Below are 16,197 nucleotides of genomic sequence, written 5' to 3'. Positions count from 1 at the left end.
ACCAGTTTTATCACCCAGGCTGTTTTTGCCGCCACACCGTCTGCCCCCACCTTCTGACAAGGAAAACGCTTTGTCCGCTTCTGCCAAGACCGCCGCCCTTGCCCCCGTCGCGCCATTACCGGCGAAAAAGCCTTTTGAAATCACACAGCTGGGCCACAGGCGCGTCGATAACTACCACTGGATGAAGGATGACAACTGGCAGGCGGTCCTGCGTGATCCGGGCCTGATCCGGGCGGATATCAAGGCGGCCCTGACCGAGGAAAACGCCTATTCGACCGCGCTTCTGGACGGCACGAAAGACCTTCAGGAGACCCTCTTCGCCGAGATGAAGGGCCGCATCAAGGAAGACGACGCCAGCGTGCCTTCACCGGATGGCGGGTGGGAATATTATTCGCGCTTTGAGACCGGCGCCCAGCATCCAATCATTGCGCGCCGCCCGCGCACGACCGGCGCCTTCGATACCCCCTTGCCGACGACAGAGGCAACCCGCACAGCCGAACAGATTCTGCTCAATGAGGACGAAAGGGCCAGGGGCACGGACTTCTATGAAACCTCAGACGCCCAGCACAGCCCCGACCACGCGCTATTCGCCTGGGGCGAGGATACGCAGGGCTCCGAATACTACACGATCTATGTCAGGGACCTGGCGACAGGCGACATCCTGCCCGGCCCGATCGAAAGCTGCGAGGGCGGTTTTACCTTCTCGCCGGATTCGAAATATATCTTCTGGGTCTGGCGCGATGAAAACTCTCGCCCGGCCAGGGTCTACCGCCGCCCGGCCCGGGGTGGCGAGGATGTGCTGGTCTATGAGGAGATGGACGACGGCTTTTTCCTGAGCATCGGCACGCTTAGTTCCGACGCCTTTATCAGCATCGGCGCCGGCAATCACGAGACCTCGGAAACCTGGCTGGTGCCTGCCGCGACACCGGAAGCCGCTCCCTTCGTTGTCGAACCCCGCCAGGAAGGCATTCAATACGATATCGATCACTGGGATGACCGCTTCATCATCCGCACCAATGCCGATAACGCCGTCGATTTCAAGCTGATGGTATCGACCGCAGACACGCCTTCACGCGCCACCTGGAAAGGCCTCGTGCCGCATCGCCCCGGTGTCTACATTACGGGCTCCGGCGTCTACAAGCGCCACATGATCCGCGTCGAACGCGAAAACGCCAATACCCGTATCGTCATCACCCGCAAGTCGGACATGTCCGAGCACGAAATTTCGGTGGCGGAAGAAGCCTACAGCCTCGGCGCTTCCGGCGGCTACGAGTACGACACCGACATCCTGCGCTACAGCTATACCTCGCCCACCACGCCGGCCCAGACCTTCGATTACAATATGGAGACGCGGGAACAGGTCCTGCGTAAGGTCCAGGTTATTCCCTCCGGCCACGACCCGAAGGCCTATGTCGCACGCCGCCTCTATGCGAAGGCGACCGATGGCGAGAGCGTACCGATCACGGTCCTGATGAAGGCCGATACCAGGCTCGACGGCCAGGCGCCCCTCCTGCTCTATGGTTACGGCTCCTACGGCATGCCGATGGACCCCGGCTTCTCGATCCGCTCCTTAAGCCTGGTCAATCGCGGCTGGGTCTATGCCATTGCCCATATCCGCGGCGGTTCGGAAAAAGGCTATGGCTGGTTCCTGGATGGCCGCAAGTACAAGAAAAAGAACACCTTCACCGACTTCATCGCCTGCGCCGAGAGCCTGTGCGATGCCGGTTACGGTACGCGCGGCCGCATCGTCGCCTATGGCGGCTCGGCCGGCGGCATGCTGATGGGGGCGGTCACCAACCTGCGCCCGGACCTGTGGGCCGGTGTTATCGGCGCAGTGCCGTTCGTCGATGTGCTTAACACCATGAGCGACACCTCTCTGCCGCTCACCCCGCCGGAATGGCCGGAATGGGGTAATCCACTGGATGACGAAGAAGCTTATCAATATATAGCCTCCTACTCGCCTTACGATAATATCGATGTCAGGCCCTACCCGCCGGTCCTGGCCACCGGCGGCCTGAGCGATACGCGCGTCACCTACTGGGAGCCGATGAAATGGATCGCGAAGCTGCGCGAAAAATCGACCTCCGGCGCCCCCATGCTACTCAAGATCAATATGGAGGCCGGTCACGGCGGCGCTTCGGGCCGTTTCGACTTCCTGAAGGAGATCGCCTTCGATTATGCCTTCGCCATCTGGGCCCAACAGCAAAAAATATAGAGTTCCATGTTTGATATCCGACCAGCGACAGAAGACGACTTCACCGCCATCACTGCCATCTATGCCTGGAATGTCGATCACGGCACCGGCACCTTCGCGCTGGAAGCCCCTTCGCGCGAGGAAATGCTGGCCGGCTTCGCCAATGTGCAAGCTCTGCACCTGCCATATCTTGTAGCTGTAGAGAATGGTCAGGTGCTTGGCTATGCCTATGCCGCGCCCTTCCGCACCCGACCTGCCTACAAATACGGCGTGGAGGACAGCATCTATCTGGCACCGGAAGCCACCGGGCGCGGCATAGGAAAGGCCCTGTTGATCAGGCTGATGGACCTATGCACCGAACGCGGCCTTTACAGCATGATCGCCGTTATCGGCGACAGCGAGAACCTCGCCTCTATCGGCGTCCACAAGGCCTGCGGCTTTGACCATACCGGCAATCTGCCGCGCGCCGGGTTCAAGTTCGGCCGCTGGCTCGACGTCGTCTTCATGACCCGCGACCTTCTGCCCTATACGCCTGATCCGCAAGGCGATGGCTGGGACGGATAACGCCGTTCACCGAATGGTAGGTATTTTATGAAATAATACAGGGAAAGTAACAGCTTACCCGTGTGATTTCATGTCATCTCTGCGCCCCCATCGTCAGTCTTCCGCCTTTGGCTTCTATGGCTTCATCGGTCTGTTGGTTCTGGCGGCTGTCTTGTCGCAGAAGGCGCATGCCGGCGAGATCGAAACCGGCGTGGTGCTGACGACAGAGGTCGATTCCGTGGTCAAGGGCGGACTCGATGTCGGCTCCAGCGGCCTCAGTAATATCGATCTGACCGCGCACTGGCAGAATGACAGCGGCTGGGAAGCCTTCGGTTACGTACTGGGTGATTTCGGCGATGACTTCTCGGCTCACCGCGTTGGCGATGTGCAGGTGACCTCCAATATCGACTGCCCCGATGGCTGGCGACTGTTCGAAGCCTACGGCAAGAAGACCTTTGGCGACGATAAGGCCTATGTCATGGCCGGCATCATCAATCTCAATGGCATTTTCGATGTCCAGGACAATGCTTCGGTGTTTCTCAACGCTTCGCACGGCATCGGCATCGATTATTCGCAGACCGGCCCCTCCATATTCCCGACCACAGGCCTGGGCCTCGTCGGCCAGTGGCGCCTTACGCCGCACCAGACTTTTCGCGCCGGCGTCTTCGATGGCGTGCCGGGCGATCCCTATGACGATAAGAAGTTCGTATATATCAAGCTGTCCGCCCAGGAAGGCAGCCACTGGGTCGGCGAGTATCAGTATGATTTCAACGGCGGTTTCCTGAAACTCGGCGCGTGGAAGAACACCGCCACCCTGGATCGCCTCGATGGCACAGGCACGGCCGATGACAATGGCGGCGCCTATGTCCAGAGCGGCTTTACCCTGACCGGCAGCGATGATCACGGTCTGAAAGGCTGGGTGCGCGCCGGCATGGCAGATGACCAGTTGATGTCCATCGCCGACTATATCGGTGGCGGTCTGGTCTACACCGGCCCGCTCAAAAACCACGCGACCGACCAACTGGGCTTCGCCGTTGCTGTCGCCCATTTCGGCGTTCCTTACCAGGCCTCGACCGGCGAAACGCTGAAGCGCGAGATCACCTATGAACTGACCTATCGCTGGGATATCCGCGATGGTCTCTCTGTGCAGCCCGACCTGCAATATGTTCATAATCCCTATGGCCGCACCGATATAAACGATGCCGTGGTGGTGAGCCTGCGCCTGAAGACGGACCTTATGGCCCTGCGTTAAGGTTAAGTCCTGTTATGATCGGGACCTGCATAACGGTAATCGCTGCGCTTTGAAGTCACTTTTCTGGTGATCTGGCGATTTGGATTTGACGAATGCCAAGATGGCTGTTGTCGTGTCATTCCGCCGTTAAACCGGAGCTGTTGATCATGAACGAACCTGCCAGCACCGTTGCCGAATTGACTGACCGTCCCGCGACGATCAATATCAAGGCTGCCACAATGCAGCTGTTCAACGAGATCGAGGCCACGTCGGGAAGCGTGATGCTGCAACAAAGCATTGCCATCATAAAGACGCATGTCTTTAACCAGAAACCGCGGGAAGGTGCATCACCGCGCGATCTGAGGGCCGAATTCGAGGCCCTGCAGGCGCATTGGCAAAGCCGCGACATCAAGGGACTGCAGCGCCTTCTGGTGACCTATTTCAAGCGCCGGGACCTGACGGCGCCAACAACCGCGATCGCTTATCCGGCATATTGAAAAGCACCGATACACCGATGGTACGGAACTGACTATCCCGCCATTGTCTTGCTGGCAATTTCGGCCGCTACCTGTTCGACCGCACCGATGCATTCACTTAAAGCCACAAGAGCAGCATCCAGACGTAGCGACAAGATGTGCCGGGCCGGCAACGTCCAGCCCGTTGACCTTATCGAAAACGAGAACGGCAACATCCCTTATCCTTAGTCTGAAATGGCATTTATCCGACCATTTCAGACATGGGCATTCCAGGAGTGCTACCCGCGCAGTCATTCTGACTGACTTTATTTTCCATGGTCATTCCGTTTCAAAGGTCAGGTCACGCGCCAGGAAAACCTGGATATGAACGCCCGCTTTGACATTCACTGTCGGGGAGACTGAAGATACAACCGATGTTCCATTGCTCTGACCAGATGACCCTGAGGTCGAAATGACGACCGTCGTCGACGAGCTGTCGCTGTCGGTCAGGCTACCAACCAGGCCGTTCAGTACGGTCAGCATGATTGCGCCGCTGTAGCGAGCGGCAAAATGATTGTGAACCTTGCCAGTCACCCCTTCCTGACCGATGGTATCAGTCGCCGGTGAAGCGAGGCTCACCGACACGCCATCCGGGCGCAGAACCCTGTCCCATATGATAAACGCGCGGGTTTCGCCGGTGGACAAGGCGCTCTTATACTGGCCAATCAGCCGGCTGCCTCGCGGGATAAGCACCTGCGTGCCATCGGCACTGCGGACATCCGCCGCCACAACCGCGCGTGCGTATCCAGGCAGTTCGGAATTAATAGCGGTTTCCAGCGTTGCGGCAATCATTGTGCCTTGCAAGAGCAGTTTGGATTGATCGCCAACCGACGTCGCCCGCGCCACCTTATCGCCTTCCATCTTAAGGGCAAATAGCGCATTCGCATTGGCTGTCTTTAGCGCCTGACCGCCAGCCGCCTGTGGCTCGGTACGTGCTGACGAAGTTGGCGCACTGCTATCATAGATGAGAACAGGCTGATGCGCCGCCCCCACAGCTGCAAGGGTCGTATTCATGGAGGCAGTTACCGGCGACACCGTTACTGGCGCCATAGCCGGAACAGCTGTCGAAAGGGCGGATGAAAGCCCCCCCTCCTCATTCGCGAGCGGTCCAGCAGCAGCCTGAGGCATCGTTTCGACAAGTGGAACCGCCCTCTGTGGGGACGGAATCGTAGCGGTGGCAGCGCGCATGTGCTTCGCAGGTGGGGATGACAGCCCGATCACTACGATACCGCAGACCGCCAATCTGCCCAGAACGAGAAGGCCCACCTGGTTGCTCCCTCGTTCCATACGCACCGGAATAGATCTTAGTCTTTGCTCTCGATCCGCAGCGGATATCCCCATCCGTGGATCCACACCGTCTAACCGCATGTTCATACTCCCGTATCTGCCTGGCCTATTCTGAACCGCCAGGATGGCGGCCTGAGGTTCGGTCGATGACAGGTCTGGCAAGTACTCTGGTCAATTCGGGCGGAAGGCAGGCATGTCTGACGAGGAGCGTACAGTTACTCGGCCGGTGAGGTTTCAGCCCCTTGCGGCCGTCGCTTCACAAGGAAAAGGACCACAGCCGCAATGGCCAATGGGATAAGTCCCCAGGCGGCATGAGCCAGCATGGCATCCATCAGCTCCGAGACCGGGTTGGCGTACCCATTGATCCGGGCAATCGCCCAGGCGACAGAGGAAACGGCAGCCAGCACGGCGCCTGTCAGACGAACCCGTCTATAAGCCCGTGCACGCGCCAGCAGGATCAGCCACGGCACAACCAGCGCCACGATGAGAAGCTGCATCAGTTCGATGCCCAGGTTGAAACCGAAAACAGCCGTCACCTTCTGCCAGACATCAAGCCCGACAGACGAAATGACTGTGGCGAAGGACATGCCGTGGATCAGGCCGAAACCGGCCGCGATCCAGGGCTCCTTGCCCCGGAACATCGGCCGCCAGGCATGAAGAGCCGAAAAGAAGATGGACACTGCGATCAGCACTTCCACCGGCTTCTGCGGCACGGTCAGTCCGCCGAAGGCCCCAAGAATGAGTGTGGCCGAATGCCCCAGTGTAAAAGCGGTTACGACCTTCAACAGGCGCTTGAACGTGTAGGACGCCCCGCCATATTCGCCCCACTTCTTCCCCGCCACCAGAAGCGGCGCTGGCAAGAGCAGGGCGAGCAGGAAGAGGAGATGGTCGGTTCCTTCGGCGATATGCTGGGCGCCAAGCCGAACCATGCTGACAAAGGCTTTCCATATCTGGCCATGTTGCGGAACGATCTGGACGGTCAGTTTTTCACCGCCGACAGTACCCAGGATACGGGTGTGTTGGGCCACCATCCCGCCTGACCAGTCCTCGACGACCGAGACCACGGCGGAATGGGTGGCGATTTCCCGGCCAATCACTTCATAATCCAGCGAAAACCCGTTTGAAGCGGCAATACCGGCGGGTGGCGTCAGACGCACATTGACCTGCCATTCATCAACTTTCGGCGTGGGACCGCGCACAACAGTCACCTGTTCCGACCATGGCTGGTTTGCCGCACTACGCGCCACGATATGGTCCTGAACATAGGCCTTCACCTGCTCTGGACGAAGCGTCGGGTAAACCGTGAAATTCGGGCCGGGGTCCGGGACAAGCCCGGCCTGAATGAAGGCCGCCGACAGACGATCGGCCGGCAGCCTCAGGGACAGCGTCCAGGCCGATGGCACTTCGCGGACTTCCACAAAAGATTGCGGCATGGGATGAGCATGCGCCGGTTTCGCGCTGATCAACGATGAGAGGGTCGTGACCAGCGCGAGCAAAACGGCAAGATAACGCATGCCGTTCGTGCTTTTAAAAAGAGAAGTTACCACCGTAGTCTTCCGTCTTGTCACGCCACACACTGTGATAATGATTGGCACTGAATACGATGCCGCTCTGAACACTGAACTCGATCCAGACACGCGGGCCGTCGATGCGCACATAGGAGCCCTTGGTCGAAAGGTCGGAATAGGAGGCCCACGAGATGTAGGTCGATGCCAGGGCGGTATCCGTCGTGTAGGCGTCGCTTTGGCCAGTGCCATTGGCATCGCCGGCATAGGACTGGATAGCGGCCTTCACCAGAGCCTGCTTAGTCGAGGACAGGCTGGATACCAGCAGGCCGGAGGCCGTTGTCGGGAAATTGCCATCCTTTTGCGGTCCCACCACCAGATCGTCATAGGCCTGGGAAAGTTTGGCCGAGGCGAGCTCGGTAGAGCTCAGACCATTCAACATGGCGAGCAGTGCGTCATGGCGCGAAGCCATCGGCGTATGGGTCGTGCCTGAACTGGTCCAGGTGACCGGCTCGACGCCGACAAAGTTCGGCGTCATGCTGACATAGTCGCCATTGATGCTGGCCAGGAAGGTGTAGTGGTGGCCGGTGAATTCCATGATCCACGGGCTCGACGTACTGGGCGTGCCAAGGAACGAAATATAGTAGAGGCCAGAGCCATAACCGGAGGCCGAATCGGCAAGATAGTCATCTGCGGCCAGAAGTTCGGTTTTTGTCGTCTGCCCCTGACTGGTCAGTGCGGCATTGATCAGGGCATCGACGGCTGTTTTCTGGTCAGTTGACAGGCTGCCCAGTGTAATGCCGTGACGGGTGGCTGCTCCAACAGGCAGGTTCGACCAGTAATTCGTCGCGTTGGCAGAGGTCAGATCATAGCTAACCGATGACAGTTGGCTCGAGCTCAGGGTCGCCCGGAAATTATTGGCCAGACAGGTCAACACCGCGCCCTGGGTGGTTTCCGAACTACAATCGGAACTGGAGACAGAACTGCTCGAGGACGAGCTGCTGGACGAACTGCTGGACGAACTGCTGCTGGAGCTGGAGGAAGATGTTGAACTGCTGCTCGACGAGGAACTTGACCCCGAACCGCCGCCGCCGCAGGCCGCCAGCACAGCACATAAAGCCGCAACGCTGACCGCCACAAGTTTGTTGTTCACTTCCATTTCCGTCTCCAGCCGAATGATTTCAGCACCGTGTGTGCCTTGGCTAGCGAAGAAATCGGGCGGGATAATGAGTGAAAAAACAGCGTTTGTTTCAGATAGAAACGCGATGAAATATACAGGAAATCAAAGCCTTGCCACAAGCGGTGCGTATCTACCGGGCGTTGCTGAAAGCCGGCAGGCTGATCCGGGCGATCAGGCCTCTTTCCTTCCGGGCAAGCACAACGTCACCACCATGCGCCCGGGCAATCGACCGGGCAATCGCCAGCCCCAGGCCGGCCCCCTTCATCTCGGCATTCTGATGCGCGCGATAGAAGGGCTGGAAAACCAGATCCAGTTCACCCTCGGCCAGACCCGGGCCATTATCACCGATTGAGGTAACGATGTCATCGCCTTCCATCTGGACGTCGATCTGCGCATGACCGCCATATTTGACCGCATTATCGATCAGATTGTCGAACAGACGCCGTAAGTGGACGGGGTCACCCTGGACATAAAAGCCAGGCCGACCATCGCTAACGTTGAACACCGCCTCTCCCTCAGGCCGATCATCGACTGCGCAGCTGAGCAGCGAGGTCAGCTCCAGAGGCTCACGGATCGACGGCTGGCTCGACTCGCGTACAAAGGCGATCACACCCGAGATCATCGCTTCCATTTGAACCACATCGTCAAGGACGCTGTCCCGAAGGCGGGCCTCTGCTTTTTCCAGCTTGAACCGCATACGGGTGAGCGGGGTGCGCAAGTCATGGGAGATCGCGCCCACCATTCCGACGCGGTCCGAGACGTAACGCTGAATCTGATTCTGCATCCGGTTGAATGCCTTAGCAGCCAGACCGAGTTCGGCAGGTCCTTCAACCTGCATCGGCGGCGCGGAAGGATCACGCCCCAGTTGCTCGGCGGCATCCGCAAAACGTCTTATAGGACGGGTAACCTGGCCGGAGAACCACCAGGCCGCCGGTGCCATTACCAGCATGCCGCCGAATACCCAGATGAGCACGCGCCTGATCCATTCCGTCTCCGGATAAGGTTCGATCACCTGCCATTGGCCGTCAGCCGTATGCCGCGCAGCAATAAACTCTCCCAGGGTCAGTTCGGGGGGCTGCCCCGGAGCCAGATTACCGCCCTTATCTGGAGGCGGCAGACCGCCAGGCCCCTCATTGCCCGGCGGCGGCGGTCCCTGCCCTGGCATGGGCGGGCGTTCAGGCCCGCCACTTCCGGGCGAAGGCGAGCCTGGCGGCTGGCCGCGAAACCCCTGCCCTCTCCCTGAAGTCGCTTCCACCAGAACAGCTGGCCCACGCATATGAATCCGCACATCCGCAGCAGGAATCCCCATGATGCTGGCTAATTGGGCGGCCAGACGCGGATTATTGTATTCGAGCAATTCCGCTGGCAGGACAGCCCGTACATGGCGCTTCAGGCCACGATGCCTGGCATTGTCAACAGTGCCGCCATTGAAAGCCGTCACCAGCTCCGTCAGATTATAGCGCGGGGGTGGTTTTACCGGCGCCAGATTGACCGCGAAAATCGTGATCATTTGCGCGACCACAATGGCCACGAGCACGAGGATAAAGACCTGGGCGCCAACAGGCAGGCGAAAGCGACTTTTCTCAGTCATGCCCGTATCACCTGTGCTTCCAGTATATAGCCTTGCCCCCGTTCGGTGCGAATGAGATTGCCGCCACCGTTCATTTCAAGCTTCTTGCGCAAGCGACTGATAACGATATCGACACTGCGTCCAGTCCCGCCGGACACTTCAACCGCCTGGAGGGCCTCGCGGGACAACACCGTACGTGCCTGGCTCAGCAATAAACCGAGCAGGAGCGCCTCGCTGAGCGTCAGCAGAACCATCACGCCGCTGGGAGCCCGCAATTGCCGCTTCACGGGATCGTAGGTGAAATCAGAGAAGGTGAAAACCTCGCCGCGTCTCAGTCCGCCCAGAGCCGCGTTTTCCCGCCTTCGCACGAGGGCGCGCACGCGTGCCAGCAATTCGCGCGGACTAAAGGGCTTGGCAAGATAATCGTCAGCCCCCAGTTCAAGCCCGAGCACCCGGTCGACCTCAGCGCCCGAGGCGCTGACCATGATGATGCCGGGCCCGTTTATCCCATTCAGGCGTTTACAGATCGACAGTCCGTCTTCGCCGGGCATCATCAGGTCAAGCACTACAACGTCGAACATATGAACGGCCAGGGCCTTGTCCATCGCTGTGCCATTCTCGGCAGCCTGAACCGTGAAACCGTTCTCTGACAGATATTCGGCGACATGCTGTCTCAGTTCCGGGTCGTCATCGACGACGAGAATGCGCTGGCTGGGTGTAGTCATGAGTCCTGCAGAAACGTCTCGTCAATTATGTAGTCCTTAGTAAGTCGCCGTTCTTTCAAAAACGCAACGCATTACGCGCCTTGCCTAAGAGACTGTTTCAAAAATTGAGTCAAGAATGCCCCCTACCTCCGGCTTCCTTCCCAAAAACTGAAGTCCTTATTGTGTCGAATTGCCCTTAAATCCATTCGGAGCCGTTCCCGTTCACGGACATCCGCCCTCAATGCCCAGGCACATGGCGCCTGAGGCTGACGCAAATACGCGGCATGCAAATTGCCTGATTACCAATTCACACCAAATAAATATGAATTTAAATCATTTGTTCCGCACCTCAAACTGATTGCGGCGACGCCATCGGGTGCGAATGCTTCCTGCCTTCCACCTGCAGCAGAAATTCGGCTTCAAGGTGTTGTTTGCCTACGCCGATCATGAGCATAACCAGTTTGTCTGGGCTGTGACTTTCGGCGGCACGGCCGAGGTGCTTGAGAAGCGCACCTCTATCATGACTGCCCGGAATGGGCCTCCAGGCAAAGAGGCCGGAGTGAGAGATCGCTTAGCGCGACCGTTTCGATCATTGATCCTATATGGCCATTCCTCCCCGGTCATTGCCAGACACTGGATTGAGCGGCACTGATCGGCATTGCCCTGATCATGGCGGCAGCCCTGGCGATCAAGCCGTTCTCACGATCAGTGACCTGACTCTATAAATCGGCATAACGCCTCTTCAGGCTGTCTGTGCCCAGTCCCGGCAACGGGCTGCCTCTTCGCCCTGGCGCGTACAGACATAAGCCATCTTTGCATTGAGGCGCGTCAGGACGGCGCTTCCATCGTGGGCGTCGCTCCACCCCCGTACCAGTTTGCCCCAGGCATCGACCTTGACGCGCGTGCGTTGATAATAGCCGCCAGTGTTCTGCCCCAGGGCGTCGATCACCGCCTGCGCGCTGGCTTCCACTGCCGCCTTGTCAGCCGGCGCCTGGCGCATGACCGTTTCGGAATACTCGATGGCCCACTGGACACGCGTCGCCTGCCCTTCGGAGGCTTCATAGCCCTTGCGCGCCCAGGCGATAGCGCCCTTTGCATCCTTTTCGTCCTCGGACAGGCTGGCCAGCTCCAGCATGTAGTAATAGGGCGAGGCCGAGCGCTTCAGCTCGCCTTCGAGTAATTTCCTGGCGCCGGCATTATCACCGGCCTCATGCAGAAGATCGGCAGCATTGGAAATGATTGACTGACGCACCATGGGGTCTTTTGCCGTCCGATCCGCCCAGGCGGCCCGCGCCCTCACCTTGGTCAGCACAGTCTTTGACACTTTTTTCATACCAGCCTTGTCGAGAAGGATATCCGCGTTGACCGTTTCCAGACGGTCCGGCAATGGCAGACTATTATCTGCATAGACGCCATCGAGCGCCTTGATCAGGGAGGCGCCCAGAGTTTGACGTTGTGCGTGGTCGGGCAGGGCCGCGACAAGGGCGGGCACCCAGTAGCTGAGTTCCTGACGATTGACGATCACTTCAGCCGGAGTGGCAAGAATTGCCGGCAGAACCTGCGCAACTTGGGTCTGCTGGACCTGGGTCAGTATATATTTTCCGTCCGTTCCCTTCTCAGCGCCTATCGCCAGAGCTAGCAGAGCAAACCGCCGTTTGACAGGCCCTTCCGGCGCGGTTTCCGCAAGCCGGCTGAGCAATGCCACTGCGCGCGCATGATCGCTGAAGTGCCGGGGATCATTCTGCCAGTCGAAGGCTGCCAGCAATTGCCAGTCATCCGGCGACAGCGTTGCCGGGTTCTCAGCCTTGGCAAACAGGGCATCGATCGAGGTCGTGCGCCCGGCGGCCAGACGCAACACTTCAGGAAGGCGCCCGGCCGCCGACAGACGGGTAATTTCAGAACCATCGGCGCGCAGCACGATAATGGTCGGGTAACCGCGAATGCCGAACCGTTCACCCCAGTGCTGGGCGCCAGTCGTATCGCCATCAAGATAGACGGGCACGAAGCTGCGCGTCTGGGTGATAAACGCCGCGTCCTTGAAAAGCGTGCTTTTGAGTTGGTTGCACGGCGGACACCATTTGGCGCCCCAGTAAAGCAGGATCGGCTTGCCGCTTTCCTTGGCTTCCGCAAGCGCATCGTCTACATCGCCTTCACGCCAGGCGATTTCCTGGACAGCGGCACTCTGTGCCGGCACCTGGCTGCGCTGGCACCCCGTGATACCGGTAGCTATCCCCATCGCCAGCCATATCCATGTCAATCGCATGCAACACATTCCTCACTCCGGACCAGTCGCCCTGGTCAACTATGGCAAGTTTGCACCTGATTGTCTACTCAACCAGTATGGTATAATTCACCCCCATATATTCCGCCCCCTGATAACCTGGTGTACCGGAACTGAATTTCTGTAATGAATAAAGTAAATTCAACAAAATACATCAGACTTGATAATTAGAAATTTCTTCTCGTCATATGAGAATGAACACCACTCTTACAAGCAAGATATTTCGCACTATCATTAAATTAAAAAAAACTGTCTGTACGTCGCATAAATACTTTTAATTTTATTCACATAATCGGACAAACATCTAAAAGTTAAGCCACATCAACTAATGACGGATGAACACAGCTGGTTGCGGTCCTAATTTATATTAGGCAGGATATTACCACAACCCCAACCTCGGCCATAGCCTGTCCCAATAGTCCCTAGGCTGCATGAAGATTTAGGGGGCTGCTGGAGCGGGATACCTCTGCCATGTGAAGGGAGATTTGACTTTAAGGAAATCGACTGCTTTGCGTCCCATAGCGGAAATAGAACTCTGCAAGTGTCAGTTTGCGATTACGCTCTCCAGAGCGGACATCCCAGCCAATTCAGTGGGCCGCCCCTTAGGCCGACGTGACGACCGGGCAAGATCTGGATCAAGCCCGCTCACTTCGACTTTTTTAGGGCTCGTCAATTCATTTTTCGGCGCCGTTATTCTTGTCGAGGGCATCCATCATTGTCTTAACCTCGGCAGCAGACTTGCCCTGACTGATCGCCGAGATTATTTCAGTCACCGACTTGGCATGATCACGGGCATGTGGGTCCTCGCCAAAAGGCCTCAGTAGGTTCATTGCATAATCGCGGTCGCCTTTCAGTAGTTCCAACCACGCTGCATAGGCCGCATAGTCGTAAACACTAGGCATGGCATCGCTAGCGCCCAGCGCCGCATTGATGGCATTGTCATTTGGAAAATCTGGCCGACCTTCATAAGCGCGAGCTAAGAAATACAGGGTCGGACCGTCATCAGGTGACAGAGTGTACGCCTTTTCCAGGAGCCCTACGGCGCGTGACAGGTCTTCAGCCCTTTCAGCTCCGCTAGCGCGGGTCGCCAGCGCCAGCCATGCGCGGCCCTGCTGATATTGTGCCTGCGCATATAGAGCGCTGTTTGGTCCGAACGAAGAAAGGTCCACAAGCGCTGCCTTAGGATCCCCATACAGAACCTCACCATAAGCAACCGCCATGCGATACTGTTCGTTTTTCGCCAGTTCCGGTGCTTGGGCCTTCAGGCGTTCCCAAGAGGCGCGCGCCCCATCAGATTTTGCCGCAGTTCCCTTCGCTTCCAGCTCCGTGGCATTGGCGTCGAGCTTGAGCATTTTCAATATCCATTCACCGCGGGCGGGTGGAAGGCAAGTTCGTAAGGACGCGGCGGCGATCATATAGGTATTGGCCGTCGGCTCCATAGGCATGACCTCTACTTTGAAATCCGGCATATCCGGGAGGCTGTATCCGGACTGTATAAGCGCATGGCTGTAGGAGCGGAGGCGTTTTGGCAATTCAGTCAATGGGTCTATGCCGGTTGCAGCCGCAAACGTCTTGACCGGGTCTCCACCTTTACGCAATTGCTCGAAATAGGCCTGAAGCGACTTGGCTCGGCTCGGATCGCTCATCATGTAATGGGTCAATAGCCATGCCTTAGCATAGAATATGACCGGATCGGCGCCATCGCGGGTTGCCAGTCCACTCGACAACCGCTCGTCGGGAGCCAAAACGTGATCCCATTGCCCCCAGTTGACCTGGGTCAAAACCCAGTTGTCAGCATAGGGTGGGTCTCCGATCACTCCCTTCTGACCATCATAGGTGAAAGTGCTAAGAAACTCAGCCATGCCTTCGATGTACCAAAGCGGGTAGGAAGACATACCGCTGCGGAACATAGCGTGGTGCGTATATTCGTGAAACAGCACCGTCTGCCCCAAGTCCTGACGCGGCCGGTTCGGATCCATCTTTAAATTTTTGTCGAATGAGACGTCTTGATTAGCGGAAAACGCCGAAACACCCTCGCGGCACGCAATATAGAGACCAGCAACGTCCCGACTGTCGATCAGTGATAGCCACTGGCTATTGTCGACCAAGTAAAGAGTAAGTTTGGGCTCGACCAAATCACCTGGCGTCGCAGGCACCAGTTTGGTGGCGAAAAATCGGAATTGTTCCAATGCCTTCAGTCGCCGTTCAGTTTCAGTGCGCGACTGGTCGCTGTAAACTATGAAATGGTCAGATTCCGCTTTGTACCAAGTCAACCCGCCCTTGTCGTCGCTGGTCGTTTCTGGCTTTGCCGGGACCGGCGCTGGATCGGCCCAAACCATGCTGTGCGTGAAAAGTACCGTCGCCGCCAAGGCACCGGCAACATATGACAACCCTGTTCTCACGTAAATTCCCCCGAAACTCTATCTATGATTACAAGCTCGAAGAACTCTTGAAAAGATGGAAAGAGCAACCGTAACAGGAGTTAACCGATGGGAACGGATATGGCGCGTTGCCTTCAGGCCAAATCAGAACGTGTCTCAATTGACGATGTAACTAAGCGCTCGCCTGCTGCTATGCCGAGAATGTTGTAATTCCCGTCAGGTCTCGAGCGCCCAAAGGAGACTACAGCACCAAGCTTCGAGAGATGATCAAATTGACTCGCTCTGGGAAAAAAACCAAGTATGCGTGACAAATACAGGGAGGCGAGAAGGGAAATGACACGTAAATCCATTACATTTGCCGTATTGGCCGCGGGGTTCTTCTCATCGAACGCGTGTACCACAGTTGCGGCCTCACCTCCGGCATCTTTGCACACAATTTGCGAGATAGCATCCTCACCGGATCATTTTCGGGGTAAACAAATCCGGATATCGAGCGATTTCGAAACCAATGATGAATACGCGTGGCTTGAAGACAGCACATGTCCCGAGGTTTTGATACCGATGTCGATTTCCAATGAAACAACAAACAATGAGGCGCTAAAAGCGTTTAAGCATTACGTGTACGACCCTAAAAAGCTTACCAAAACCAAGAAGGTACACATTGATTTTACGGGATCAATGATTGACTACGGCGCTGCTCAGCTAAAATCCTCGACAAAGGTTCCTGGAGGGGTTTCCACTTTCTATTTTGCGGTTAAAACCGTGCTCCAGTTCAAGGCAATCAGCACTACATAGTTGCTGCCGTA

General features: G+C 57.4%; 12 protein-coding genes. 5 read left to right on the top strand and 7 right to left on the bottom strand.

Annotated elements, in window-relative coordinates:
• The first annotated feature begins 70 nt into the window (after positions 1–70).
• The 4 genes from QM647_RS11765 to QM647_RS11750 all read left to right on the top strand — a co-directional run bounded on the left by QM647_RS11765 (position 71) and on the right by QM647_RS11750 (position 4,465).
• Positions 71–2,215: a S9 family peptidase gene (locus tag QM647_RS11765; RefSeq protein ID WP_414995700.1), complete on the top strand. Its 2,145-nt coding sequence runs from the start codon at positions 71–73 to the stop codon at positions 2,213–2,215.
• Between the two features lie 6 nt (positions 2,216–2,221).
• Positions 2,222–2,758, top strand: coding sequence for a GNAT family N-acetyltransferase (locus QM647_RS11760; protein ID WP_414995699.1), 537 nt, complete (start codon positions 2,222–2,224; stop codon positions 2,756–2,758).
• Between the two features lie 70 nt (positions 2,759–2,828).
• On the top strand, positions 2,829–3,989 hold the full coding sequence (locus tag QM647_RS11755) for a carbohydrate porin (protein ID WP_414995698.1): 1,161 nt from the start codon (positions 2,829–2,831) through the stop codon (positions 3,987–3,989).
• Positions 3,990–4,135: 146 nt separating this feature from the next.
• Entirely contained in the window at positions 4,136–4,465 is a 330-nt protein-coding gene (locus tag QM647_RS11750) for a hypothetical protein (RefSeq protein WP_414995697.1), read from the top strand.
• Between the two features lie 297 nt (positions 4,466–4,762).
• Here QM647_RS11750 and QM647_RS11745 read toward each other — a convergent pair whose 3' ends face one another.
• The 7 genes from QM647_RS11745 to QM647_RS11715 form a co-directional block, all read right to left on the bottom strand.
• Positions 4,763–5,497, bottom strand: coding sequence for a TrbI/VirB10 family protein (locus tag QM647_RS11745; RefSeq protein WP_414995696.1), 735 nt, complete (start codon positions 5,495–5,497; stop codon positions 4,763–4,765).
• Between the two features lie 488 nt (positions 5,498–5,985).
• Positions 5,986–7,284, bottom strand: coding sequence for a HupE/UreJ family protein (locus QM647_RS11740; RefSeq protein ID WP_414995695.1), 1,299 nt, complete (start codon positions 7,282–7,284; stop codon positions 5,986–5,988).
• A 13-nt stretch (positions 7,285–7,297) separates the two neighbouring features.
• Positions 7,298–8,428, bottom strand: coding sequence for a DUF3500 domain-containing protein (locus tag QM647_RS11735; protein WP_414995694.1), 1,131 nt, complete (start codon positions 8,426–8,428; stop codon positions 7,298–7,300).
• 157 nt (positions 8,429–8,585) lie between these two features.
• On the bottom strand, positions 8,586–10,046 hold the full coding sequence (locus tag QM647_RS11730; RefSeq protein WP_414995693.1) for an ATP-binding protein: 1,461 nt from the start codon (positions 10,044–10,046) through the stop codon (positions 8,586–8,588).
• Positions 10,043–10,750, bottom strand: coding sequence for a response regulator (locus QM647_RS11725; protein ID WP_414995692.1), 708 nt, complete (start codon positions 10,748–10,750; stop codon positions 10,043–10,045). Before QM647_RS11725 ends, QM647_RS11730 begins: the two co-directional genes overlap by 4 nt.
• 721 nt (positions 10,751–11,471) lie before the next feature.
• Positions 11,472–12,965, bottom strand: coding sequence for a thioredoxin family protein (locus QM647_RS11720; RefSeq protein ID WP_414995691.1), 1,494 nt, complete (start codon positions 12,963–12,965; stop codon positions 11,472–11,474).
• A 719-nt stretch (positions 12,966–13,684) separates the two neighbouring features.
• A complete protein-coding gene (locus tag QM647_RS11715) occupies positions 13,685–15,412 on the bottom strand; it encodes a hypothetical protein (RefSeq protein WP_414995690.1) in 1,728 nt (575 codons plus the stop codon).
• A 312-nt stretch (positions 15,413–15,724) separates the two neighbouring features.
• On the opposite strand from QM647_RS11715, the gene QM647_RS11710 reads away from it, so the two are divergent.
• On the top strand, positions 15,725–16,186 hold the full coding sequence (locus tag QM647_RS11710; RefSeq protein WP_414995689.1) for a hypothetical protein: 462 nt from the start codon (positions 15,725–15,727) through the stop codon (positions 16,184–16,186).
• The last annotated feature ends 11 nt before the right edge of the window (positions 16,187–16,197 follow it).

Origin of the sequence: Asticcacaulis sp. (genome assembly GCF_047605585.1) — a bacterium.
Lineage (GTDB): Bacteria > Pseudomonadota > Alphaproteobacteria > Caulobacterales > Caulobacteraceae > Asticcacaulis.
The sequence above is the reverse complement of the archived record's forward strand: the minus strand, read 5'-3'. Positions and strand labels throughout refer to the sequence as shown.